Annotated in this window: 21 protein-coding genes; 11 read left to right on the top strand and 10 right to left on the bottom strand. The window is 73.5% G+C overall.

Annotated features, from left to right (window positions below; all coding sequences use genetic code 11):
• Nucleotides 1–82 precede the first annotated feature (82 nt).
• From AB0J08_RS30590 to AB0J08_RS30545, 10 genes are all read left to right on the top strand, one after another.
• Nucleotides 83–1,036, top strand: a complete 954-nt coding sequence (locus tag AB0J08_RS30590) for a helix-turn-helix transcriptional regulator (protein WP_360641096.1) — start codon at nt 83–85, stop codon at nt 1,034–1,036.
• An 887-nt stretch (nt 1,037–1,923) separates the two neighbouring features.
• Entirely contained in the window at nt 1,924–2,958 is a 1,035-nt protein-coding gene (locus AB0J08_RS30585) for a phytanoyl-CoA dioxygenase family protein (RefSeq protein WP_360641095.1), read from the top strand.
• A complete protein-coding gene (locus AB0J08_RS30580) occupies nt 2,955–4,286 on the top strand; it encodes a DUF6271 family protein (protein WP_360641094.1) in 1,332 nt (443 codons plus the stop codon). Before AB0J08_RS30585 ends, AB0J08_RS30580 begins: the two co-directional genes overlap by 4 nt.
• Nucleotides 4,287–4,307: 21 nt before the next feature.
• Nucleotides 4,308–5,516: a type III PLP-dependent enzyme gene (locus tag AB0J08_RS30575; RefSeq protein WP_360641093.1), complete on the top strand. Its 1,209-nt coding sequence runs from the start codon at nt 4,308–4,310 to the stop codon at nt 5,514–5,516.
• Nucleotides 5,513–6,127 (top strand): GNAT family N-acetyltransferase, encoded by a 615-nt coding sequence (locus AB0J08_RS30570; RefSeq protein WP_360641092.1) that lies wholly within the window; start codon nt 5,513–5,515, stop codon nt 6,125–6,127. The genes AB0J08_RS30575 and AB0J08_RS30570 overlap by 4 nt, the downstream gene beginning before the upstream one ends.
• A 2-nt stretch (nt 6,128–6,129) precedes the next feature.
• A complete protein-coding gene (locus tag AB0J08_RS30565; RefSeq protein ID WP_360641091.1) occupies nt 6,130–7,404 on the top strand; it encodes an MFS transporter in 1,275 nt (424 codons plus the stop codon).
• Nucleotides 7,405–7,551: 147 nt separating this feature from the next.
• Nucleotides 7,552–7,905, top strand: coding sequence for a DUF6204 family protein (locus AB0J08_RS30560; protein WP_360641090.1), 354 nt, complete (start codon nt 7,552–7,554; stop codon nt 7,903–7,905).
• A gap of 103 nt (nt 7,906–8,008) precedes the next feature.
• Nucleotides 8,009–8,473, top strand: a complete 465-nt coding sequence (locus AB0J08_RS30555; RefSeq protein WP_360641089.1) for a MarR family transcriptional regulator — start codon at nt 8,009–8,011, stop codon at nt 8,471–8,473.
• A 223-nt stretch (nt 8,474–8,696) separates the two neighbouring features.
• Complete coding sequence (locus tag AB0J08_RS30550; protein ID WP_360641088.1) at nt 8,697–9,113, top strand: hypothetical protein; 417 nt, start codon at nt 8,697–8,699, stop codon at nt 9,111–9,113.
• The gene (locus AB0J08_RS30545; protein WP_360641087.1) at nt 9,110–11,188 is read left to right on the top strand and encodes a tetratricopeptide repeat protein; all 2,079 of its coding nucleotides are present in this window, start codon (nt 9,110–9,112) and stop codon (nt 11,186–11,188) included. Before AB0J08_RS30550 ends, AB0J08_RS30545 begins: the two co-directional genes overlap by 4 nt.
• Nucleotides 11,189–11,333: 145 nt before the next feature.
• Here the strand turns inward: AB0J08_RS30545 and AB0J08_RS30540 are convergent, their stop codons facing one another.
• The 3 genes from AB0J08_RS30540 to def form a co-directional block, all read right to left on the bottom strand.
• Nucleotides 11,334–12,767, bottom strand: a complete 1,434-nt coding sequence (locus tag AB0J08_RS30540; protein ID WP_360641086.1) for a transcription antitermination factor NusB — start codon at nt 12,765–12,767, stop codon at nt 11,334–11,336.
• 166 nt (nt 12,768–12,933) lie between these two features.
• The gene (gene fmt, locus AB0J08_RS30535; protein WP_360641085.1) at nt 12,934–13,878 is read right to left on the bottom strand and encodes a methionyl-tRNA formyltransferase; all 945 of its coding nucleotides are present in this window, start codon (nt 13,876–13,878) and stop codon (nt 12,934–12,936) included.
• A 52-nt stretch (nt 13,879–13,930) separates the two neighbouring features.
• Nucleotides 13,931–14,476 (bottom strand): peptide deformylase, encoded by a 546-nt coding sequence (gene def, locus AB0J08_RS30530; protein ID WP_360641084.1) that lies wholly within the window; start codon nt 14,474–14,476, stop codon nt 13,931–13,933.
• A gap of 408 nt (nt 14,477–14,884) precedes the next feature.
• On the opposite strand from def, the gene AB0J08_RS30525 reads away from it, so the two are divergent.
• Entirely contained in the window at nt 14,885–15,493 is a 609-nt protein-coding gene (locus tag AB0J08_RS30525; RefSeq protein ID WP_360641083.1) for a hypothetical protein, read from the top strand.
• 146 nt (nt 15,494–15,639) lie between these two features.
• On the opposite strand, the gene AB0J08_RS30520 is transcribed toward AB0J08_RS30525, so the two are convergent.
• From AB0J08_RS30520 to pyrF, 7 genes are all read right to left on the bottom strand, one after another.
• The gene (locus AB0J08_RS30520) at nt 15,640–17,730 is read right to left on the bottom strand and encodes a primosomal protein N' (protein WP_360641082.1); all 2,091 of its coding nucleotides are present in this window, start codon (nt 17,728–17,730) and stop codon (nt 15,640–15,642) included.
• A gap of 144 nt (nt 17,731–17,874) precedes the next feature.
• Nucleotides 17,875–19,083, bottom strand: a complete 1,209-nt coding sequence (gene metK, locus AB0J08_RS30515; protein ID WP_360641081.1) for a methionine adenosyltransferase — start codon at nt 19,081–19,083, stop codon at nt 17,875–17,877.
• A gap of 150 nt (nt 19,084–19,233) precedes the next feature.
• Nucleotides 19,234–20,469, bottom strand: a complete 1,236-nt coding sequence (coaBC, locus tag AB0J08_RS30510; RefSeq protein ID WP_360641080.1) for a bifunctional phosphopantothenoylcysteine decarboxylase/phosphopantothenate--cysteine ligase CoaBC — start codon at nt 20,467–20,469, stop codon at nt 19,234–19,236.
• A gap of 190 nt (nt 20,470–20,659) precedes the next feature.
• Nucleotides 20,660–20,926, bottom strand: coding sequence for a DNA-directed RNA polymerase subunit omega (rpoZ, locus tag AB0J08_RS30505; protein WP_030240625.1), 267 nt, complete (start codon nt 20,924–20,926; stop codon nt 20,660–20,662).
• 36 nt (nt 20,927–20,962) lie between these two features.
• A complete protein-coding gene (gene gmk, locus AB0J08_RS30500; protein ID WP_360641079.1) occupies nt 20,963–21,520 on the bottom strand; it encodes a guanylate kinase in 558 nt (185 codons plus the stop codon).
• 49 nt (nt 21,521–21,569) lie between these two features.
• The gene (gene mihF, locus AB0J08_RS30495; RefSeq protein ID WP_030056187.1) at nt 21,570–21,896 is read right to left on the bottom strand and encodes an integration host factor, actinobacterial type; all 327 of its coding nucleotides are present in this window, start codon (nt 21,894–21,896) and stop codon (nt 21,570–21,572) included.
• Nucleotides 21,897–22,270: 374 nt separating this feature from the next.
• Nucleotides 22,271–23,104 carry an orotidine-5'-phosphate decarboxylase gene (gene pyrF, locus AB0J08_RS30490; protein ID WP_360641078.1) on the bottom strand — a complete coding sequence of 278 codons (834 nt, stop codon included), beginning with the start codon at nt 23,102–23,104 and terminating at the stop codon, nt 22,271–22,273.
• Between the last annotated feature and the right edge of the window lie 51 nt (nt 23,105–23,155).

Below are 23,155 nucleotides of genomic sequence, written 5' to 3'. Positions count from 1 at the left end.
CCGGGCCGCCTCCAGCCCCGCCGCCCTGCCTGGTCCTGACAGGGCCAGGCACGGCCTCCGCGGCATCGGCCAGAATCGGAGCATGAGTTCCCCGACCGCCCTCGGCGATTTCCTGCGTTCCCGACGCGCCCGGCTGCTGCCCCAGGAGGTCGGCCTGCCCGGCGCGGGCAGCCGGCGACGGGTCGCGGGTCTGCGCCGCGAGGAGATCGCCGAACTCGCCGGCGTCAGCGTCGACTACTACACCCGGATGGAACAGGGGCGGGTCCGCAACGCCTCGCCCGCGGTGCTCGACGCGCTGGCCCGCGCACTGCGCCTGGAGGAACAGGAGACCGGGCACCTGCACCGGATCGCGCGCCCGTCCGGCTCCACCCGGCGCGGCGGCGGATCGGGGTCGGCGGCGCATCCGCAGGGCGTCCGGCCGATGCTGAGGACCCTGCTGCGCTCGCTGCCGGAGCTGCCGGCCCTGGTGATGGGGCAGCGGATGGACGTCCTGGCCTGGAACCGGGCCGCGAGCGCACTGCTCGGCGACTTCGACGCCCTGGAGCCCGCCGCGCGCAATATCGCCAGGATCACCTTCCTGCACCCCGGGTCCCGCTCGCTGTACGCGGATTGGGAGGCGTGCGCACGCGAGAACGTGGCCTACCTGAGGATGGAGGCCGGCCGCCGGCCCGACGACCCCCGGCTGCGCGCGCTGATCGGCGAACTCGCCGTGAAGAGCCAGGAGTTCCGCAGCTGGTGGGCCGAGCACCCGGTGCGCGACAAGACGTCCGGGGTCAAGCGGTTCCACCACCCGGTGGTCGGCACGCTCGAACTGTCCTACGAGACGCTGCGCGCCGCCGACGACCCCACCCAGGCGCTGATCACCTACGCGCCCGAGCCCGGCAGCCCGTCCGAGGACGCCCTGCGGCTGCTGCTCGCCTGGACGGCCCCGGAAAGCCGGCAGGATCAGGAGCGCCAGGAGGACCGGGGCGCCGCCGGGGCCTCGCCGACCGGCACCGCTCCCGCCGTCGCCCGACCCGAGAACCGCCTCCGGTAGCGCAGCGGACGGCCTCCCGGGTCGCGCCCGAGCGCCTGCGCGCCAGGCGGACATCGGCACCGCCCGACGGCCACGCGACGGCCATCCGACGGCCGCCCGTGTCGCCCTGCCCGAAAGGGCGGGAAGGATGCCCGTTCGAGCAGGCTCCGCCGCCGGCCGCGGCGGCCGTTCCGGCGCCGCCGCTCCCGCCCTGGTCACCGCCGGTCCGCCGAGCGCCACGGCGCCCTCCACCCGCTCCCCGAGAAGGGTTGACACCGCAAGTTGGTCTAGTCCACCGTAGGGGAAAGCAAGTTTGACGAGGTGGGAAGTCCTGGCGAGGCCCTCTGCCGGGCACGTGAGTTGGCCCGCGCCACCGCGTGTCCACCGAGGAGTCAACGACCTGTGCGGGGCTCCGAGCACAAGAAGGAGGAAGGAATCCCGGCCTTGTCCTCGCGGGACACGGGCAGTCCGTCCATGGACCCGAATGCCCTGAAGGCCCCCCAGGGGCCACGCGTCCCGCAGGAACCGCGCGAGCAGTGGGCGCAACGCCGCCGGGAACCGTGAGAACCTCAACCTCCCCGCCGCCCGAGCCCCTTAGCCCCCACGACCTGATCGCGTGATCGCCCACCCCTCGTCCTCTTCACCTTCACCCTCACCCCGACCGGCGCCTTCGGCTGCGCGCTTCCAGCAGCCCTTCCCCCCACCGGCCGTTCGTGGCCACCGCGCCCCGAACCGTCCGCGCCCGGGCACCCGTTGCCGCCGGTCGGCCGTCCTGCGACGCCGGTCCGCGGCGATGCCTCCGCGCGTGGCACGGCACGGGAGCAGCGGAGCGAGCGGGAGTCAGGAGCCACCCGTGAAACGGTGGTTCGACCCGGTCGCAGTAGTTTCCCGACCTCTGGAGTGATTGCATGCCGAAGCCTGACGGATACCTGTATCGGGCCGCCTCCGACATCCCGTACTTCAGCAACGACGGCGAGACCTACCTCGCCCGGACCCCGCTGAAGGACATCGAGAAGTCGCGGCCCCTGCGCGTGCTCTCCGAGGAGGACTACACCTTCTGGCAGACGTACGGGTACGTCGTCGTCAAGGAGGCGATCCCCGCCGAGGCGGCGAAGCGTCTGCTGGACTTCGCCTGGGACTTCCAGGGCCTCGACCCGCAGCGGCCGGAAACCTGGTACGAGGAGCGGGACTTCGCCGACGAACTGGCCCAGCACCTGCACATCTACGGCTTCGTCGAGGCCTACCAGCACCAGCTGATCTGGGACAGCCGCCAGGCGCAGCGGGTCTACGACGCGTTCGTCGACGTCTGGGACTGCGAAGAACTCTGGGTGACGCTGGACCGGCTCAACCTCAACCCGCCGAACGTCGGGAACCGTGACCGCGCCCTGATCGAGCCGACGGACACCGGCTTCGACATCGAGCTCCACTGGGACGTCGACACCACGCTCGGCAACCTGCCGCAGCGCGTCCAGGGGATCATCGCGCTCAACGACACCCGGCCGGACCACGGGGGCTTCCAGTGCGACCCCGAGCTGTTCCGGCAGTTCAACCGGTGGCAGGCCACCCAGCCGGCCGACCGCGACCCGATCCGGCCCGCCGTCGACCGCACGGAGTTCCCGGTGGTCCGGCCCGACCTGAGCGCCGGTGACCTGCTGATCTGGAACGGCATGCTCGCCCACGGGGTGGCCCGCAACACCTCCGAGCGCGGCGTCCGGGCCGTCCAGTACCTCTCGATGATGCCGGCGCTGGAGGAGCACGAGGAGTTGAAGGCCTCCCGGATCGCCTCCTGGCGCGACCTCTCCACCCCGACCTGGAACAGGACGCTGGTCGGCGACCCGCGAAAGCACGAGTCGCTCCGCTACGGCAAGGCCGATCTGAGTGACCTCGGCGCGAAGCTGCTGGGGCTGGAGTCCTGGCACGGCGGCCGGGACGGCGACGCGTGACCCGGCCCACCGGCGCGGACCGGATCTGCCTGACCCTGCCGACCAACCGGGCCTGCGCCGACACCATCGCGTCGATCGGCGAGGAGGCGGCGTACGCCGCCGGGCACTTCGGCGTCGAGGTGCACCTGCTGGTCCTGGACTCCTCGGACGAGCCGACGTTCGCCGTGCACGCCAAGGCGGTCGGCGAACTCCCCGCGACGACGGGCGTGTTCGTGCACCATCTCGACGAGGCCCGGCAGCGGGAGTTCCTGCGGCGGGTGATCGAGGACTCCGGTGTCGCCGAGCCGGCGCGGGTGCTGGATCTGATGCTCCCGGCCGCCGTCTCCTACGGCGCCTGCACCAACCGGGCGTTCCTGATCGCCGCCGCCCTCGGCTGCCGCTCCGTCCACCGCCGCGACTCCGACAGCCACTACCAGGTCCTGGACGGGAGCCCGGTCTTCCCGATCCACCACGAGCTGCTCTCCCTCGGGAGGCGGGCGGCCGACGCGGCGGCCGGCGTCACCGAGAACGCACTGGACCCGGCGCATGCCGAGAAGCCGGTGGCACTGGTCGGCGGCTCCTTCGTCGGTGAACTCTCCGTCGACATCGGCGAGATACGCGAGCTGGACCCGGCCGTGTACGAGGAGGTCGTCGGCCTCTGGGCGCCGACCGGGGCGTCGGAGCGGGAGCGACGGGAGCTGGTCGACGACTCCTTCGTCGGCGGCGGCACCGACCCGTTCACCCTCGACCGCGCCGTCCTGGACGTCCCGGACATCTTCCGGATCGACATGTGCAACATCGGCATCGACCACGAGGTGTACGAACGCCTGCCGTTGCCGTCCGCGACCGACACCATCGGCAGCGACTACTTCCTGCTGCACGTGGTGCGCGACGCCACCCTGCCCGGCGTGGTGCACAACCGCCACATCGTGAACTACTACACCCCCGAACGGCGGACCGGCCCCGGATTCACCGCCTACCAACTGCGGTTCACCAAGTTCCTGCTGTCGATGCTCTACCTCTACCCGGTGTACTTCGACATGGAGGCGGCCGGCGGTGCGCTGCTCGACGACGAGCACCGCGTGCGGGTCGCCGTGATCGCCGACTCCGTCCGGCGCAGCATCGGGACGGACCGCGCGGAGAACGTCCGCCGACTGGCCGTCATCGACCGCGCCTACCGGCAACTCGGCGGCAGGTACGCCGAGTTCGCCGACCACCTGGTCACCCTGCGGGACCGCCTGCTCGACGAGGCACAGGCGGACACCGAGGACTTCGCCCTGCTGATCGAGGCTTGGGGCCCGCTGGTGCGGGCGGGCAAGGCCGCCGGCGCCGAGCAGTTGGTCCGCTAGCCGGGCCTGGAGCTATCGACGATGTCTGAGAACACACCCCTGCGCACCGCCCTGGCGGCCGCGACCGACGACCGGATCATCTACGACCTGGACGGGATCGAGGGCCAGTACACCGCGCTGCTGCGCGAACTGCCGGGCGTGGCGGTCCGCTTCGCCATGAAGGCGTGCCCGGTGGACGAAGTCCTCGCCTGCCTGGCGGAGGCGGGCGCCGGCTTCGACGCGGCCGGTCCGCAGGAGGTCGCGCAGGCGCTGCGCACCGGCGTACCGGTCGAGCGGATCCACTACGGCAACACCATCAAGTCCGACCGCAACATCGCCGAGGTCCACCGGCTCGGCGTCCGGGACTTCGCGACGGACAGCCTGGAGGACGTGGCGGCGCTCGCCGTCCACGCCCCCGGCGCCCGCGTGTTCTGCCGGGTCGCGACCACCGGGGACGGCGCGCTCTGGGGCCTGAGCCGGAAGTTCGGCTGCTCGGCCGCGGACGCGGTCCTGGTCCTGGAGGCGGCGCGCGCGGCGGGCCTGACGCCGTCGGGCCTGTCCGTCCACGTCGGGTCGCAGCAGATGACCTCCGACGCCTGGCAGAGCGCGCTGGACTCGCTGGCCACCGTCATCGAGGAGCTGGAGCGGCGGGGGATCCGGCTGGACCACGTCAACCTCGGCGGCGGTCTGCCCGCCCTGGGCGTCCTCGACAAGCGGGGGCGGCCGCTCGATCCGCCGGTGGACAAGATGTTCGCCGTGATCCGGGAGGGCATGCAGCAGCTCCAGGAGGTGTCGGCGTCGCCCCTGGACTTCCTCCTGGAGCCGGGGCGCCACCTGGTCGCGGACCACGGCGCGATCCGGACCCACGTGGCCCGGCTGACCTCCCGGGAGCAGCTCGACGGCGAGCGCCAGCGCTGGCTCTACCTGGGCTGCGGCAAGTTCAACGGCCTGTACGAGATGGACGAGTTGCAGTACCGGATGGAGTTCCCGTCCCACCCGGGCCCCGCCCACCCCGACGGGGCGTACGTCCCGGCCGTGGTCGCCGGCCCGACCTGCGACAGCGACGACGCGTACGCCGACGAGGACGGCCTCGTCCCGGTGCCGGCGGCCGCCGCCTCCGGGGATCCGGTCTGGATCTTCTCCTGCGGCGCCTACGCCACCGCGTACACCACCCAGGGCTTCAACGGGTTCGATCCGCTCCCCTACACCTGCGTCCGCGGTGCCGACGTCGCCGAGGGTGGGTCCCGATGACGGCCGACGAGATCGCCGAGGGCGTCCGCGTGCGACTGCTGGCCGCCGAGGACTGGGACGAGGTCGAGGCCCTGGAGGCCCGTACCTACGGTGCGAGCGGCCTGTCCGAGGGGCGGGCGTCGCTGGAGTCCAGGGGCCGGGCCTCGCCCACCACCTGCTTCGTGCTGGAGCACCGGGGGCGCTTCGGCGGCTACCTGCTCGCCCTGCCCTACCCGCTCCACCGGTACCCGGACCTCGGCCGAGCGGAGGCGTCCGGCTTCCGCACGACGAACCTGCACCTGCACGACGTGGTGATCACCGAGGAGCTGCGCGGCCGGGGGCTGGCGCCCCTGATGCACGGCCACCTCGCGGAGACGGCACGGGTGCGGCAGTTCGAGACCGTCTCCCTGGTGGCCGTCGGGGGCAGCGAGGCCTTCTGGGCCCCGCTGGGATACCGCGCCGACCCGGAGGTCGAGCTCCCGGAGAGCTACGGCGCGCGAGCGGTCTACATGTCCATGCGCCTCCGAGCGACACCCGCCCCCACGGCTCCCCTCACCACCCGCTCCGGGGCGCCGCCGCACCCCCACGACCCACTCCCCGGGTCGCGCCTGAAAGACGAGATGGTCCGTTGAACATGCTCCGCCTCCGCGATGACTACCGCCGAGCACAACTGGCCATCGCCGGCCTGTTCTGCTTCCTCGGCTTCCAGTACGCGACGTGGGTCTCCCGCCTGCCCGCGCTCAAGAGCCGGCTCGACCTCAGCGAGGCCGAACTGGGCCTGCTGCTGATGGTGTGCGGCGTGGGTGCGGCGGTCTCCTTCCCGCTGGTCGCGGCGCTGATGAAACGGCTGGGCTCGCGGCTGCTCGCCACGCTGTCGGCGATCTGCCTGGGCCTGGTGCTGCTCGGGCTGACCGTCGCGCCGAACTACCCGGTGACCCTGGCCGTCGCCTGCTTCGACGGCATCGCCGTCGGCTGCCTCAACGTCGCGATGAACGCGCAGGGCGCCGCCCTGGAGGTCAGGTACCGGCGGACGGCGATGTCCAGGCTGCACGCCACGTTCAGCGCCGGATCGCTGCTCGCCGCGCTGCTCGCCTCCGGCGTCAACGCCTTCACCACCACCCTCTCCGTGCACTTCGCCCTGGCCGCCGTCGTCCTCCTGCTGCTGCTCGGACTCGCCCGGACCGGCATGCTCACGGACGACCGGACGGCCGAGGACGCGGCGCGGGAGACCACGGAACAGCAGCCGCAGCCAAAGAAGAAGCGCGGGCTGACCCTGCCCTCCCGGGTGACGGTCTGGATGGGTCTGGCGATGGTGTTCGGCACCGTCACCGAGGGCGCCATGAACGACTGGTCGGCCCTCTACCTGAAGGACGTCGTCAACGCGGCGCCCGAGCTGGCACCGCTGGGCATCGCGGTCGTCTCGGTCATGATGGTCGCGGCCCGGATCTTCGCCGACGGCTGGCGCACCCGCTTCGGCGACGGGCGGATCGTGCGGATCGGCAGCCTGCTGGCCGGCGTCGGCCTGGCCCTCGCGCTGCTGGCGGGCGGCGTGGTGCCGACACTGCTCGGGTTCGCCTGCGTGGGGCTGGGCGTCGCGGCCGTGACCCCGTGCATCTACGTGGCCGCGGCCCGACAGGGCTCGGACGCGCTGGCGCTGGTCGCCGCCACCGGAACGACGGGCCTGCTCGCCGGACCGGCAGTGATCGGATTCATCGCCGACTCCAGCAGCCTGGTCTGGGGCATGGCGGCGGTGGCCGCGTCCGCCGCCGTCGTCTCCCTCTGCGCCACCCGGATCACCTGGCCGGCCCTGGGCGGGAAGGACGGCGCGCGGCATGACGCGGAGCCGGCTCCGACCGGTACCGCGCCGAACGAGGCCGCGCCGAACGAGGCCGCGCTGCGCGAAGCCTGAGCCCCGCCCGGGACGCCGTCGAACCCGTCGGGCCCCACCTCGTCGCCGGGTGGGGCCCGACGCGCGCCCGCCACCAGGCCCAGTCCCACCGGGCCGGCGACGAAAACACGGTGGAACCGGACCGGCCGCGCTGGCTAGGGTCGAGGGATGACCACTCGCACCTTCCGCATCACCGTCCGCGGCGTCTTCGACGGCCTCGACGCCGACCAGCACGCCGAACTCCTCGCCCGCGCCGCCGAACACGACGTCCTGTACGCGTCGTTCACGCCCGAGGGCCACCTCAGCTACGAGCTCGCCGCCCGCCCCGCCTTCACCTTCCGCTTCCTGGACGCGGGCGAGGCCGAGGAGGACATCCTGGCGGCCGCCGACCGCGCCGAGGCGGCAGCGAAATCCTGGCTCGACGAGCGCGGTTACGGCTACAGGAACCTCCGCTCCCAGGCCGAGGACCTCTCCCAGGCCGCCGTCGGCAAGCGCCAACGCCGCGCCGCCCGCACCGCCTGATCCACACCGCCCGGCCCCTTACCGCCTGACTCCGCACCCCCCGCTCCGCCACCTCCTCGGCGGCTCAGTCCACAGCTATACTTGAGCAGTCAAGGAGGTGGCAATGAGTTCCACGCTGGACGCGGCCCTGCGCCTGGTCCGGGCCCAGACGGCCCTGGTACGGCGGTTCGACGCGAGCCTCAGCGGGCTGCACGGCGTCAGCCTCGCGGACTTCACCCTGCTGCTCCGGCTCGGCCAGGCACCCGGCGGCCGGATGCGCCGGGTGGACCTCGCCGAGGCGCTCGGCCTCACCCCCTCCGGCGTCACCCGCGGGCTCGCCCCACTGGAACGCATCGGCCTGGTGACCCGCGAGCCGGACCCCCGGGACGCCCGGGTCGCCTACGCGGCACTCACCGACACGGGCCGCACCCTGCTCCGGGACATGCGCGCCACCGCCGAACGCGTCGCCGACGAGGTGTTCGCCGCGCCCTCCTGGAGCCCCGACGACATCGCCCTGTTGGCCGGTCTGACCACCCGCATAGGCGGCACCGGACTCACCGACCGCCCCGCCTCCGCCCCCGACCGGTGACCGGTGACCGGTGACCGCGCACAGCCGACCGGACCGTGCCGTGTCCGGAGCCGGCACGACGCCCGAATCCACCGCCGACGCCGTCGACTTCGAGGACACCCGCACGCTCCGCCGCCTCCGCGCCCGCCCCCGACCGGCGAAAGCCGAACGGCACCACCGCCGCTGCCACCGGGTGCGAGAATGGTCGCCGACAGCCGACCGACCTCTCCCCGGGATGGATCCGTTGAGCACCGAGATCGCCGAACTGCTCACCCAGGCAGGCCCCTTCCTGACCGGGGCGCTCGGCGCCTACGGCACCGCCGTCCTCACCCGCGCCGAGGACGCCGCGGCCGACGCCACCGCCAACACCGGCCGCCGCCTGCTCCAGCGCGTCTGGCGACGCGGCGACGCGGCCGAGCGCGCGGAGCTGGAGGAGGCCGTGGCGGACGCGGAGACGGACCTCGCGTCGGCCACCGCCGCACTGCGCCTGCACCTGCGCGCCGCCCTGCACGAGGACGCCGAACTCCGCAGCGAGATCACCGATCTGATCGCCGGTCAGACCGCAAGCGCGATCACGATCACCGCCCTCGGCGAACGCTCCATCGCCGCCCACACCATCGGCACCGCCATCACCGGCGACGGGCACCACACCGGCTCGTGACCGACCCCGACCCCCTCGGCACCGCCGCCGGCCCGCGGTCGATCGCCGCCCACACCGTCGGCATCGCCGTCACCGGCGACATCCTGCTGCCCCCCGTCGCCCTCGCCTCCGCCCGGGAGACACCGGCGCCGCCCGGGTGCAACAACCTCGGTCCACGACCGGTCTGCGTCGGCCGCGAGGACGAACTCGCCTGGCTGCGCCGCGTGCTGGACAGCGACGGCAGCTCCGCCGTCACCCAGTCGCCGACCGTCCACGGCCTCGGCGGAATCGGCAAGACCACCCTCGCCCTGTCCTACGCCCATCTGCACCGCCACAGCTACTCCCTCCGCTGGTGGATCAACGCGGAGTCCCCGGCGCGCATCGAACAGTCGCTCGCAGCACTCGCCACGCGCCTCGCCCCGACCTGGGCCGCGAACTCCTCGGAACAGGAACGGGCCACCTGGGCACTCAACTGGCTGTACTGGCACCAGGGCTGGCTCCTCGTCCTCGACAACGCCGAAGACCCACGCGACCTGCACCCCTACCTCGGCTCCCTCATCGGCGGCCACCTCCTCATCACCACCCGCCGAGCCACCGGCTGGCCCCGCGGCACCCCCACCCACGCCCTCGGCGTCCTCGCCCCCGACGAGGCCGCCGCCCTCCTCTGCGACCCCGACCCCGACCCGCACGAACTCCGCGAGGCCCGACTGCTCGCCGCCGAGCTCGGGCACCTCCCTCTCGCCCTCGACCAGGCCCGCGCCTACCTCGACCAGAACCGCACGGTCGGCATCGCCGCCTACCGCCGCAAGCTGGGCGCCAAGCTCGACAAGGCCGCCGACGGCATCGACGCCGGGCGCACCATCGCGCGCGTCTGGACGCAGACCCTCGAAGCCCTCGCCGGCCGAGACCCGCTCGCCGTCACCGTCCTGCACACCCTTGCCTGGCTGGCCCCCGACGACATATCCGTCACCCTCCTGAACCGGCTCGCCGAAGATGAGGACGAGATCGCCGAAGCCCTCGGCACCCTCGCCTCGTACAGCATGGTCACCCTCACCCCGACCACCGTCGGCATCCACCGCCTCGTCCAGACCGTCCTGCGCACCACACCCGACCACCGCGGCCGCGCAGAAGCCGAACACGCCGTCGCCCACGCGTTCGACGCCCTCCCCGAGCCCGGCACCGCCCCCTGCGCCGCCTGGGAAGGCGTGATCCCCCACCTCGTCGCCCTCGCCACCACGGCCCCGGCCGACCACCACGACACCCTCACGTCCGACCGCTACGAGACGGGCGCCCAGTACCTCTACCTCCAGGGCCACAGCATCCGCACGATTCCGCTGCTCCTCGCCGCCCTGACCCAGCGCGAGCGAACCCTCGGCGACACTCACCCCTACGTCCTGACCATCCGCAACAACCTGGCCATCGCCCACAAATCGGCCGGAGGCCTCGGGCAGGCCATCCCCTTGCTCGAAGCAACCCTCACCGCTCTGGAGCTGGCCCTCGGTGACACGCACCCCGACACCCTGAGCAGCCGCGGCAATCTGGCGGCCGCCTACCGCGAGGCGGGCGACCTCGACCGCGCCATCCCCCTGTCCGAAGCCACCGTCGCCCAGAAGGAGCGGATCCTCGGCAGCACCCACCCCCACACCCTCGCCAGCCGCAACAACCTGGCATTCGCCTACCGCGAGGCGGGCGACCTGGACCGCGCCATCCTCCTCCTGGAAGCCACCGTCGCCCAGCAGGAGCTGGTCCTCGGCGACACCCACCCCGACACCCTGACCGGCCGCAACAGCCTCGCCACCGCGTACCACGAGGCGGGCGACCTCGACCGCGCCGTCCCCCTGCTCGAAGCCACCCTCGCCCAACGCGAGCTGACCCTCGGCAGCACCCACCCCGACACCCTGACCAGCCGCAACAACCTCGCCACCGCGTACCACGGGACAGGCGATCTGGAGCGCGCCATCCATCTCCTGGAAACCGTCCTCGCCCAGCTCGAACAGGTCCTCGGCGACACCCACCCCCGCACCCTCATCAGCCGCGACAGCCTCGCCGCCGCCATCGCACAACGCGCCAGGAACCAGGCCGGTCAACGGACTTGACGCAGGCCGTCGGGCCACCCGCGACGCAGCTGACCGCCGGACACTCGTCCACGTGGAACCGCCCCGACAACGACGAGGGGCGCCCGGGCCGCCACCGGGGGAGCTCCCCCGGCTGGCCGGCCCGGACGCCCCGGTGCCCCGTGCGTCAGGCGGCGCGCCGCAGCAGCGCCAGGTACATCGCGTCCGTGCCGTGCAGGTGCGGCCAGAGCTGGACGTCCGGGCCGTCGCCCAGGGCGGGCACCCCGGGCAGCAGCGGGCGGGCGTCGATCCACTCGACCCGGCCGCCCTGCTCGCGCAGCACGTCGTCCACGACGGCCCGGGTCTCGGCCAGGTGCGGCGAGCAGGTCGCGTAGCCGACGACCCCGCCGACCCGGGTGGCGTCGATGGCCCCGCGCAGCAGGTCGCGCTGGAGCGGCGCGAAGGCGGCGACGTCCTGCGGGCGGCGGCGCCAACGCGCCTCCGGGCGCCGGCGCAGGGCGCCGAGGCCGGAGCAGGGGACGTCCACGAGGACCCGGTCGAAGCCGCCGGCGCGCCACGCGGGGCGGGTGCCGTCGGCGGCGATCACGGTGTACGGGCCGGGGTTGCCCTCCAGGGCGCGGGCGACCAGCCGGGCCCGGTGCGGCTGCTTCTCACTGGCCACCAGGGCGGCGCCGCGCTCGGCGGCCAGGGCGGCGAGCAGCGCGGCCTTGCCGCCGGGGCCGGCGCAGCCGTCCAGCCAGAGCCGGTCCGGACCGTCCAGCGGGGCCGCGGCGAGCGCGAGCGCGACCAGCTGGCTGCCCTCGTCCTGGACGCCGGCGCTGTTGTCCTGGACGGCCGGAAGCGTGCCCGGGTCGCCGCCCTCGGCGAGCCGGAGCGCGAACGGGGACCAGCGGCCGGGCTCGGCCTCGGGCAGCGCGTCGGCGAGGTCGCCGACGGCGATCCGGCCCGGCCGGGCGACCAGGGTGACCTCGGGCCGGTCGTTGTCGGCGCGCAGCAGGTCCTCGATCGCGGTGCGGCCGGAGGCGTCGGGTTGCCAGCGGCCGAGGGAGTCCCACAGGGCCGCGACGACCCAGCGGGGGTGGGAGTGGACGACGGCGAGGTGGTCCTCGGCGTCCTTCTCGTAGGGCGGGGCGACCTTGGCGATCCAGGCGTCGAGGTCGTGGGCGCTGATCCGGCGCAGGACGGCGTTGACGAACTTGGCCTTGCCGTCGCCCAGGACCACCCGGGCCAGCTCGACGGTGGCCGAGACGGCGGCGTGGCTGGGGATGCGGGTGGTGAGCAGCTGGTGGGCGCCGAGCGAGAGGACGTCCAGGACCGGCGGGTCGACCTTGCTGAGCGGGCGGTCGATGCAGGCGGCGATGACCGCGTCGTAGGTGCCCTGCAGGCGCAGGGTGCCGTAGACCAGCTCGGTGGCGAGTGCCGCGTCGCGCCGGTCCATGCCCTTCTGCTCGGCTTCGCGCAGGAGCGAGGGCAGGATCAGGTTGGCGTAGGCGTCGCGCTCGTCGACGGCCCGCAGGGCGCGGAAGGCGACGATGCGCGCCGGGTCCTTCTTGGGACGACGGTGCGGACGGGGCGCGCGGGCGGCGCTGGGTGTGCTCACAGGTGCCTCAAAGTGCTGCGGTGGTTATCGAACGAACAGTATTCCCCATGTCCCGGGGACGCGTCTCCGAAGGTACACCCGGCCTGCGACCGGGGCCCGTCCTCGACGCCCGGGCGACGCGGGGCCGGGCACGGGCCCGGCGCAGCGCGCCGCCCCTCGGCGGGCATCAGCGCGCGGCGTCCTCGAAGCGCTCGCCGGACTCGATGCGCGCCCCCCGGGCCCAGTCGGCGGCGCGCATCGGCTTCTTGCCCTGCGGCTGCACCTCGCCCAGCTCGATCTCGTGGCTGCCGGTGCCGACGCGGACGCTGTTCTTGCCGACGGCCAGCTCACCGGGGGCGAGCGCGGAGGCGTCCGTCACCAGCTTCACCGGGCCGGAGACCTTGAGCCGCTCGCCGCGGAAGAGCGTCCAGGCGCCGGGGGCGGGGGCGCACCCGCGCACCACCCGGTCGATCCGCAGCGCCGGGTGGGCCCAGTCGATCCGGGCGTCCTCGACGGTGATCTTCGGCGCCAGCGTGATGCCGTCGGCGGGCTGCGGGACGGCGTGCAGGGAGCCTTCGGCGATGCCGTCCATGGTGGCGGCCAGCAGTCGGGCGCCGGAGTGCGCGAGGCGGTCGAGCAGCTCGCCGCTGGTGTCGGCCGGGCGGATCTCCTCGGTGATGACGCCGTAGACCGGGCCGGAGTCCAGGCCCTGCTCGATCAGGAAGGTGGACGCGCCGGTGACCTCGTCGCCGGCCAGCACCGCGTGCTGCACTGGTGCCGCGCCGCGCCAGGCCGGGAGCAGCGAGAAGTGCAGGTTGACCCAGCCGTGCTTGGGGATCTCCAGCGCGCCGGGGCGCAGCAGTGCGCCGTAAGCGACCACCGGGCAGCAGTCGGGGGCGAGTTCGGTGAGACGGGCGATGAACTCCGGGTCGCTGGGCTTCGCCGGCTTGAGGACCTCGATCCCGGCCTCCTCGGCGCGCTGGGCGACGGGGCTGGCGACCAGCTTGCGGCCGCGCCCGGCGGGGGCGTCGGGGCGGGTGACCACCGCGACGACCTCGTGCTGGTCACTGGCGAGCAGGGCGTCCAGGGCGGGAACGGCGACCTCGGGGGTGCCGGCGAACACGAGGCGCATCAAGGGCCTTTCTGGTAGCGGTAATTCAGTAGTGGTGGCGCGGCGGCGGCGGTCAGCGCGCGGAGCCGAAGGTGCTGTGCGGGGAGACCCTGACGACGGGCGCGGGGCCGCCGCCCCAGTCCGCCTCGCGGATCGCCTTCAGCGCTTCCTTGCGCCGCTCGCGGTCGAGGCGGTCGATGAAGATGATGCCGTCGAGGTGGTCGGTCTCGTGCTGGATGCAGCGGGCGAGCAGTTGGGTGCCCTCGACGGTGATCGGATCGCCGTACATGGTGAAGCCCCTGGCGACCACGCCGTACGCGCGCTTGGTGTCGTAGCGCAGGCCGGGGAGCGAGAGGCAGCCCTCCGGGCCGTCCTGCTCCTCTTCGGTCAGCGACAGGTCGGGGTTGATCAGGTGCCCGGTGACGCCGTCCACGTGATAGGTGAACACCCGGAGGGAGACTCCGAGTTGGGGAGCAGCCAGCCCGGCGCCGGGGGCGTCGAGCATGGTCTCGGTGAGGTCCCGGACGAGGGTGCGCAGTTCCTTGTCGAAGGTCGTCACCGGCTGGGCGGTGGCCCGCAGGACGGGGTCACCGAAGATGCGGATCGGCTGGATCGCCACGGCGTACGGGCTCCTGTCCGTCGGGAGTTCGGTGTGTGCGGAGGTTCGGCGTGCGGGGGTTCGGCGTGCGGGGGTTCGGCGTGCGGAGCCCCGGGGTCCAGGCGTGCAGGGTCCGGACCTCCGGAGTCCGGACGTCCGGGAGGCCGGGCCCACCGGACCACGGACCCCGCACGGGCCGGCCACCGGTCAAGTCTATGCAATCGGATCCGGGCGCCGTCCGCCCCCACCGCACCGCTCCCGTGCAGGTCTTCGGCTCCCGGCATCGTGTTCTGGCATATCCCGAGTCGGCCCGGCTGCGTGACCCCGGCGGCCGGTCCGGCGTTGGTCAAGTGAGATTGACCGGGGCCGGGACGCGCGGGACACCGCGTTCCGGCCGAGCTGAACCGTACGGAAGGTGGCACGTAGGCCATGGCCGAGCAGATCAATCACGACGCCCGGGCGCGGGCGAGCCTGCACCTGCTGGTGCGGGACATCGAGCGGGTGCGGCGGCAGGTCGATGCACTGCGGACGCTCACCGCCCAGTTGGGCAACGTCTACCGTCCGCGCCGCCCCAGTACCTCGGCCGGGTTCGTGGTGTACGGGCGGGCGCCCGCGCCGACGGTGCGTCTGGCGCAGGAGCTGCGCGAGAGCGTGGAGACGCTGGTGGCGGCGGCGGTCGAGTTCGACCGCGCGCTGGGCTTCTCCTGGGACTCGGTGGGCTCGGCCCTCGGGGTCACCAAGCAGGCGGTGCACCGGCGCTACGGGATGCGCCGGCCGACCAGCGAGCTGCTGGCGGCCGGCGGGGTGCCGGCCGGCGGCGTCCCGGGGGTGCCGGGGCCGAGCCGGCCGGACCGCTCCGAGGAGCTGCCGGCCGCCGCGTCCGCCCCGACCGGGCTGGCCGCGACCGTCCCGGCGGCCCGCCAGGGCGGCCTGGACCGCAGCGCCCTGGACCGGGCCGTACTGGAGCGGTCCGCACACGACCGCCCTACCCACGACCGGGGCGCCCTGGACCGCCCCGGCATCCCCCTGCGCGGCTGAGCCCCCTGGGGTCCGTGCGGTCCGGCCGAGCGGGCCGAACCGCACGGGCCCTCGGGCCCTCGGGCCCACGGCCACCGCCCGGCAGCCCGCACGCTCCACCCGACCCGTCCGCGAGCCTCACCCACCACCCTCACCGACCACCCCGCTCAGCCGATGTCCGTCGGATCGATCCGCACCTTCACCGCCTCCGGCGTCCGCAGGGCGATCCGCGCGATCTGCGCCGCCTTCAGCGCCGCCGCGAGCGCCGCGCCCTGCCCGGGCGGCACCCGCAGCAGCGCCCGCTCCTGCTCCTCCCCCCGCAGCGCCGTCGTCGGCACCGGCCCCAGCACGTCCGCCTCGGAGGGCAGCCGGATCAGCCCGAGCAGGTCCGCCACCGCCGCCGGACTGCCACTGACCGAGGCCATCCGCGACACCGGGGGGAAGTGCAGGTGCGCCCGCTCCTCCAGCTCCAGCCCGGCGTGGCCGAGCGGATCCCACCGGACCAGCGCCTGCACCGGCCGTGCCGTCGGCTCGGCCACCACGACCACCGTGCCGCCCTCCGTCGACGGCTTCACCAGTGCGGCGGCGGTCAGCCAGAGCCGCAGCGTCTCCTCACCGGCCCGCAGGTCGGGGCGGCCGAGCAGCGCCCAGCCGTCCAGCAGCAGCGCGGCCGCGTAGCCGCTGCCGCCCTCCACCACCGGCTCGGCGCCCGGGGTGGAGATCACCAGGGCGGGCTCCGCCGGGACGGTCGTCAGCACCGCGTCCCGCCCGGAGGTGCGGACCGGGATGCGCGGGAATGCCTTGCCGAGCTCCTCCGCCGTCCGCCGGGCGCCGACCACCTGGGCCCGCAGCCGGAACGAACCGCACTCCTGGCAGTGCCAGTCGGCCGCGGCCTCCCCGCACCACCCGCACTGCAGTGGCGCGTCGGCGGACGACGCCTCCAGCGGGCCCTCGCAGCGGCGGCAGCGCGCGGGGGTGCGGCAGTTCCCGCAGGACAGCCGGGGCACGTAGCCGCGGCGCGGCACCTGGATGAGCACCGGGCCGCCGCTCGCCAGCGCCTCCCGCGCCACCTCCCAGGCCACCGAGGGCAGCCGGGCGGCCTGGGCCGCCGCGTCCCGGTGCTGGTCCTGGTCGGTGACGGTACGGACCCTCGGCGCCACCTGCCGGACGGTCTCCCGGTCGGCCACCAGCGGCCGGGCCCAGCCGGTGCTGACCAACTGCGCGCCCTCGACCGTGACGGCGTGCCCGCCGAGCAGGACGCCCGCGCCCTCCTCGGCCGCGCGCAACAGCGCGACCTCCCGCACGTGCGGGTGCGGGCTGCGCGGATCGCTGTGGCTGCCGTCACCGTCGGACCAGACGACCACCAGCCCGAGGTCGTGCACCGGCGCAAACATGGCGGCGCGGGTGCCGATGGCGGCGCGCACCGAGCCGCGGCTCACCGTCAGCCAGCGCCGGTAGCGCTCGCGCGGGCCGAGCTCGGCGGCCAGGGTCGCGTGCATGCCCTCGCCCAGCAGCTCGGTGAGCGCCTGGTCCACCCGCGCCACCGACCGCCCCTCCGGCAGGACGACCAGTGCGCCGCGCCCGCTCGCCAGCGTGGCGGCGACGGCCCGGGCGATCTCGTACGGCCAGCCGGGGCCGGGCAGTGCCGTCCAGACCGCGCGCGGCGAGCCACCGGCGGCCAGCGAGGTGAGGAAGTCGGGCCCGGCGGGGTAGCGGGACCAGCCGCCGGCCTGCGGCGCCGGGGGCGGCGGGCCGGGCGGCGGCGAGGGCTCGGCCTCGGCCTTGGCGTGCCGGGGCGGAACGGCCAGCTGCAGGACGTCCGCCAGGGTGCCCGCGTACCGGTCGGCGACGGTGCGGCAGAGCCGCAGCAGCTGCGGGGTGAGCACCGGTTCGGGCGAGAGGACCTGGGCGAGCGGTGCCAGCGGACCGGCGAAGTCGCTCTTCTCCAGGCGCTCGACGATGAACCCGTCGTGCAGCTCCCCGCCCTCGCGCTGGCCCTTCACCACCCGCGCCCCGAAGCGCACCCGCACCCGGACGCCGGGCTGAGCGTCCTGCGCCATCGTGGCGGGCACCTCGTAGTCGAAGAACTTGTCGATGGTCAGGACGCCCTTGTCGACGACCACCCGGGCCACCGGCAGGTGCTCGGCCCGCTTGGCGCCGTGCCACGTCCGGGGCTTGGCCCGGCGGACCGTCTCCCGGATGAAGGCAAGCTGCTCCGGCGCCGCCCCGGCCTCGTCACTCCCCTGCGTGCTGCTCATCGCTCCCAGTACTACCAGGTCACACCGACAGGACGCGCCGCGGCGCCCACGGCGCCGGGAGAGCCCCACAACGCCGCAGGCGGCGGTCGCCCCTGTGCCGGGGCGACCGCCGCCTGCGGTCCGATCACATCAGCCGACCGCAGGTCAGTCCTGCACGGCCTTCTTCAGCTGCTCGACCCGGTCCGTCCGCTCCCAGGTGAAGTCCGGCAGCTCACGGCCGAAGTGGCCGTACGCGGCGGTCTGCGAGTAGATCGGGCGGAGCAGGTCCAGGTCGCGGATGATCGCGGCCGGGCGAAGGTCGAACACCTCGGTGACGGCCTTCTGGATGGCGAGCACCGGCACGGTCTCGGTGCCGAATGTCTCCACGAAGAGGCCGACCGGCTCGGCCTTGCCGATCGCGTACGCGACCTGCACCTCGGCGCGGCTGGCGAGGCCGGCGGCGACGATGTTCTTCGCCACCCAGCGCATCGCGTAGGCGGCCGAGCGGTCCACCTTGGACGGGTCCTTGCCGGAGAAGGCACCGCCACCGTGGCGGGCGAAGCCGCCGTAGGTATCGATGATGATCTTGCGGCCGGTGAGGCCGGCGTCGCCCATCGGGCCGCCGATCTCGAAGCGCCCGGTCGGGTTGACCAGCAGGCGGTAGCCGTCGGTGACCAGCTTGATGCCCTGCTCGGCGAGCGCCTTGAGCTCCGGCTCCACGACGAACTCGCGGATGTCCGGGGTGAGCAGCGAGTCGAGGTCGATGTCGCTCGCGTGCTGCGAGGAGACGACCACCGTGTCGAGGCGGACGGCCTTGTCGCCGTCGTACTCGATGGTGACCTGGGTCTTGCCGTCGGGGCGCAGGTACGGGATGGTCCCGTTCTTGCGGACCTCGGAGAGGCGCCGCGACAGGCGGTGCGCCAGGGTGATCGGCAGCGGCATGAGCTCGGGCGTCTCGTCGGACGCGTAGCCGAACATCAGGCCCTGGTCACCGGCGCCCTGCTTGTCCAGGTCGTCCTCGTCACCCTCCACCCGGGCCTCGTACGCCGTGTCGACACCCTGTGCGATGTCGGGCGACTGGGCACCGATGGACACCGACACGCCGCAGGAGGCGCCGTCGAAGCCCTTCTTGGAGCTGTCGTAGCCGATCTCCAGGATCTTCTCCCGGACGAGCTGGGCGATCGGCGCGTACGCCTTGGTGGTCACCTCGCCGGCCACGTGCACCTGGCCGGTGGTGATGAGCGTCTCCACGGCGACCCGGGAGGTCGGGTCCTCTCGGAGGAGAGCGTCAAGGATGGTGTCGCTGATCTGGTCAGCGATCTTGTCGGGGTGTCCCTCGGTCACGGATTCCGAGGTGAACAGGCGGCGAGACACAGCGCTCCCTGGGGTTGCAGCGGCTGCTGACTGAAGGCCCCCGGCGGACCGGGGACATCCGGAAAGACTTGATTCCTGGAGTGTAACGGTCAGCTACCGGCTATCGGGACTCGATTCCGGAAAAGGAGACCGGATACTCGCCCCTTGAGATCACTCCGCGACCGGTTGCCACCGCTTCGCGACCAGGTCCCACACCACGTCGGCGAGCGCCTCCTTGGGGCCCACCGGCACCGCCGTCTCACTGCCGTCCGAGCCCAGCACCACGGCCTCGTTGACGTCCGTACCGAACGCCTTGCCGTTGCCGACCTCGTTCACCACCAGCAGGTCGCAGCCCTTGCGGGCGAGCTTGGCGCGACCGTTCGCGAGCACGTCGTCGGTCTCCGCCGCGAAACCCACCACCAGCTGACCCGAACGGGGTCGGTGCGTGGAGAGCTCGGCCAGGATGTCCGGGTTGCGGACCAGCGCGACCGGGGCCGGCTCGACCCCGTCGACCTTCTTGATCTTGCCGCCGGCGTACTCGGCCGGCCGGAAGTCGGCCACCGCGGCGGCCATCACCACCACGTCGGCGTCGGCCGCCGCCTTGATCGCGGCCTCCCGCAGCTCCAGCGCGGTCGAGACGTGCACCACGTCCACCCCGGCCGGGTCGGGCAGCTCCGCGTTGGCCGAGAGCAGCGTCACCCGGGCACCGCGGGCGGCGGCGGTGGCGGCGAGCGCGTAGCCCTGCTTGCCGGAGGAGCGGTTGCCGAGGTAGCGCACCGGGTCCAGCGGCTCACGGGTGCCGCCGGCCGAGACCACCACGTGCCGGCCGGCCAGATCGGCGACGGCGGTGCCCCGGCGCAGCAGCGCCCGGCAGGCGTCGAAGATCGCGGACGGCTCGGGCAACCGCCCCTTGCCGGTGTCCTTGCCGGTCAGCCGCCCGACGGCGGGCTCCAGCACGACGACGCCCCGGCGGCGCAGCGTGGCCACGTTCTCCCGGGTCGCCGGGTGCTCCCACATCTCGGTGTGCATCGCGGGTGCCAGGACGACCGGGCAGCGCGCGGTGAGCAGGGTGTTGGTGAGCAGGTCGTCGGCCAGCCCGTGGGCCGCCTTCGCCATCAGGTCCGCGGTCGCGGGGGCGACCACGACGAGGTCGGCGCTCTGCCCGATCCGCACGTGCGGCACCTCGTGGACCCGTTCCCAGGTCTCGGTGGCGGCCGGCCGGCCGGACAGCGCGGCCCAGGTGGCCTCGCCGACGAAGTGCAGCGCGGCCTCGGTGGGCACCACGGTGACCTGGTGACCGGATTCGGTGAACCGCCGCAGCACCTCGCACGCCTTGTAGGCGGCGATGCCGCCGCTGACGCCGAGGACGACGCGGGGGGCGTCGGCCCGGTCCGTGCTCGCGCTCATGCTTCCCACTCTCTCCTCGCTCGGGACGTGCTCACCCTACGGCCCCCCGCCGGCCGGCGGCACGGTGCACCCCACCCCACCCGGGGCCACCCGCCCGGGCGGGGCGCACGGCTCCGGGGAAAGCCGAAGGGCCCGCCGGAACGAATCCGACGGGCCCTTCGACAGTTCGACAGAACGAGAGGTGACCGGCTCAGGCCGCCTCGATCGCCTCCGCGGTGAGCATGCCGGCGTTGATCTCGCGCAGCGCGATCGACAGCGGCTTCTCGTGCACGTGGGTGTCGACCAGCGGGCCGACGTACTCCAGCAGGCCCTCACCGAGCTGCGAGTAGTACGCGTTGATCTGGCGCGCGCGCTTGGCGGCGTAGATCACGAGGCTGTACTTGGAGTCGGTGGCCTCAAGCAGCTCATCGATCGGCGGGTTGATGATGCCCTCGGGCGCGGTCATGGAAGAGGACACGCGAAAACCTTCCGAAAGGTGGAAAAGACAGACAGGTCAGGCTACACCGAGCAAGGCTAGCAGTTCGGCCGCTACCTGCTCGACCGAGGTGTTGACAAGACTCGTGTCGAACTCCGGCTCGGCGGCCAGCTCGACCTTGGCCGCGTCCAGCCGCTTCTCGATCACGTCCTGCGGCTCGGTGCCCCGGCCGGTGAGCCGGCGCACCAGCTCGTCCCAGCTCGGCGGAGCCAGGAAGACCAGCTGCGCCTCGGGCATCGACTCGCGCACCTGGCGGGCGCCCTGCAGGTCGATCTCCAGCAGGACCGGCACGCCGGCTTCCAGCTTCTCCAGTACGGCCTGGCGCGGGGTGCCGTAGCGGTTGCCCGCGAACACGGCCCACTCCAGCAGCTCGCCGTTGGCGATCAGCTTCTCGAACTCGTCGTTGTCGACGAAGTGGTACTGGACCCCGTGCTGCTCGCCCGGCCTCGGGTGGCGGGTCGTCGCCGACACCGACAGCCAGACCTCGGGGTGCTGCTTCCTCATATGAGCGACGACCGTGCTCTTGCCGACCCCCGAGGGGCCGGAGAGCACGGTCAGCCGCGGACGCTCACTCATGCACCGATTATCCCGGATCGCGGACGCTTCCGGGACCACGGGGGCACGGTCAGGCGGCACCGCCGCCGAACTCCCGCTCCAGGGAGGCGATCTGGTTCGTACCGAGGCCACGGACGCGACGGCTCTCACTGATGCCGAGGCGCTCCATGATCTGCTTGGCGCGAACCTTGCCCACGCCCGGGAGGGACTCCAGCAGTGCGGAGACCTTCATCTTGCCGATCACGTCGTTGTCGGCCTTGCCGGCCTTGATCACCTCGTGCAGGGAGGCGCCGGAGTGCTTGAGCCGGTTCTTGACCTCGGCGCGCTCCCGGCGAGCCTCGGCGGCCTTGGCGAGCGCGGCGGTGCGCTGTTCAGGGGTAAGGGGCGGAAGAGCCACGCCGTTCACCTCAGGGTGTGGAAGGAAGGGATTGAGCTATGACTGGTTTGGTTCCCAGGACACCGGCCGCAGGGGAACCTCATGGCTCTGACCTGCGAGAGCAACGGGAATCGCCGCTCTTCGATGACCTATCGCCGGACACTACCCGGATTGCGGCGCCACGTCAGGAAAAGAACACGAAAAGTCCTGGTCAGCCAAGGCCGACCAGGACTTTCCCGGGCAAAATGACCGCGATTGCGGACCTTTGACGCCACCGATGTGACCGCGCTCACGTCACGTCGTGAGGTCCCGCGCCACCCCGTCGCGCCATCGCAGCACATCACGCCACGTCTCGGGTGGCCGTTCCGCGACCTCCGACGGCGTTCCGGCGCCCGCTACTTCACGGCGTCCGCGTACTCCTGGACGAAGCGCTCCGCCGCCTCCCGCAGGGCCGGCAGCGACGGGCCGTGCCGCAGGACGTCCCGGCTGACGCTCGGCACCACGTTGCGCACCGAGGCGCCGAAGACCCGCGGCAGGTCCGCCATCGTGGCGCCCTGGGCACCGATTCCCGGGGCCAGCAGCGGCCCGTTGACGTCCAGGTCGACGCCGGCGTCGGCCAGCGTCGCGCCGACCACCGCACCGAAGGAGCCGAGCGGCTCGGCACCCGCGTTCTCGGCGGCCAGCTGGCGCAGCACGGAGGCCGCCACGGACTCGCCGTCCGCGCCGGTCGCGCGCTGCACCTCGGCGCCCTCCGGGTTGGAGGTGAGCGCCAGCGCGAACACCCCCGCGCCGCTCCGCGCGGCCAGGTCGAGCGCCGGGCGCAGCGAACCGAAGCCCAGGTAGGGGCTGACGGTGACGGCGTCCGAGAAGAGCGGGCTGCCCGGTGCGAGGAAGGCCTCGGCGTAGGCGGCCATGGTGGAGCCGATGTCGCCGCGCTTGGCGTCCATCAGGACCAGCGCGCCGGCCGCACGGGCCTCCTCGACGGACTTCTCCAGCACCGCGACGCCCCTGGAGCCGAAGCGCTCGAAGAAGGCGGCCTGGGGCTTGAGCACGGCGACCCGGTCGGCGAGGGCCTCGACCACGGTGCGGCTGAAGGTCTCCAGGCCCGCCACGGAGTCCTCCAGCCCCCAGGCGGCGAGCAGGGCGGCGTGCGGGTCGATGCCGACGCAGAGCTGGCCACGGGTGTCGAGGGCGTGGCGCAGGCGGGCACCGAAGGGGGCGAGGGTCATGACGTCCTTCCAGGGCGTACGGCGTGGGTGGGGGGATTCGGGCGCTGCGGC

This window comes from Kitasatospora sp. NPDC050463, assembly GCF_040655255.1.
GTDB lineage: Bacteria > Actinomycetota > Actinomycetes > Streptomycetales > Streptomycetaceae > Kitasatospora.
Note: the sequence above shows the minus strand (reverse complement) of the source record. Positions and strands in the feature narration are given on the sequence as shown.

Excerpts from the sequence above, each read along its gene's own strand:
- coaBC (WP_360641080.1), bottom strand. The coding sequence starts at position 20,469 with ATGAGCGCGAGCACGGACCGGGCCGACGCCCCCCGCGTCGTCCTCGGC.
- AB0J08_RS30575 (WP_360641093.1), top strand. The coding sequence starts at position 4,308 with ATGTCTGAGAACACACCCCTGCGCACCGCCCTGGCGGCCGCGACCGAC.
- gmk (WP_360641079.1), bottom strand. The coding sequence starts at position 21,520 with ATGAGTGAGCGTCCGCGGCTGACCGTGCTCTCCGGCCCCTCGGGGGTC.
- AB0J08_RS30525 (WP_360641083.1), top strand. The coding sequence starts at position 14,885 with ATGGCCGAGCAGATCAATCACGACGCCCGGGCGCGGGCGAGCCTGCAC.
- pyrF (WP_360641078.1), bottom strand. The coding sequence starts at position 23,104 with ATGACCCTCGCCCCCTTCGGTGCCCGCCTGCGCCACGCCCTCGACACC.
- AB0J08_RS30590 (WP_360641096.1), top strand. The coding sequence starts at position 83 with ATGAGTTCCCCGACCGCCCTCGGCGATTTCCTGCGTTCCCGACGCGCC.
- AB0J08_RS30565 (WP_360641091.1), top strand. The coding sequence starts at position 6,130 with ATGCTCCGCCTCCGCGATGACTACCGCCGAGCACAACTGGCCATCGCC.
- AB0J08_RS30555 (WP_360641089.1), top strand. The coding sequence starts at position 8,009 with ATGAGTTCCACGCTGGACGCGGCCCTGCGCCTGGTCCGGGCCCAGACG.
- AB0J08_RS30560 (WP_360641090.1), top strand. The coding sequence starts at position 7,552 with ATGACCACTCGCACCTTCCGCATCACCGTCCGCGGCGTCTTCGACGGC.
- AB0J08_RS30520 (WP_360641082.1), bottom strand. The coding sequence starts at position 17,730 with ATGAGCAGCACGCAGGGGAGTGACGAGGCCGGGGCGGCGCCGGAGCAG.
- AB0J08_RS30570 (WP_360641092.1), top strand. The coding sequence starts at position 5,513 with ATGACGGCCGACGAGATCGCCGAGGGCGTCCGCGTGCGACTGCTGGCC.
- AB0J08_RS30585 (WP_360641095.1), top strand. The coding sequence starts at position 1,924 with ATGCCGAAGCCTGACGGATACCTGTATCGGGCCGCCTCCGACATCCCG.
- fmt (WP_360641085.1), bottom strand. The coding sequence starts at position 13,878 with ATGCGCCTCGTGTTCGCCGGCACCCCCGAGGTCGCCGTTCCCGCCCTG.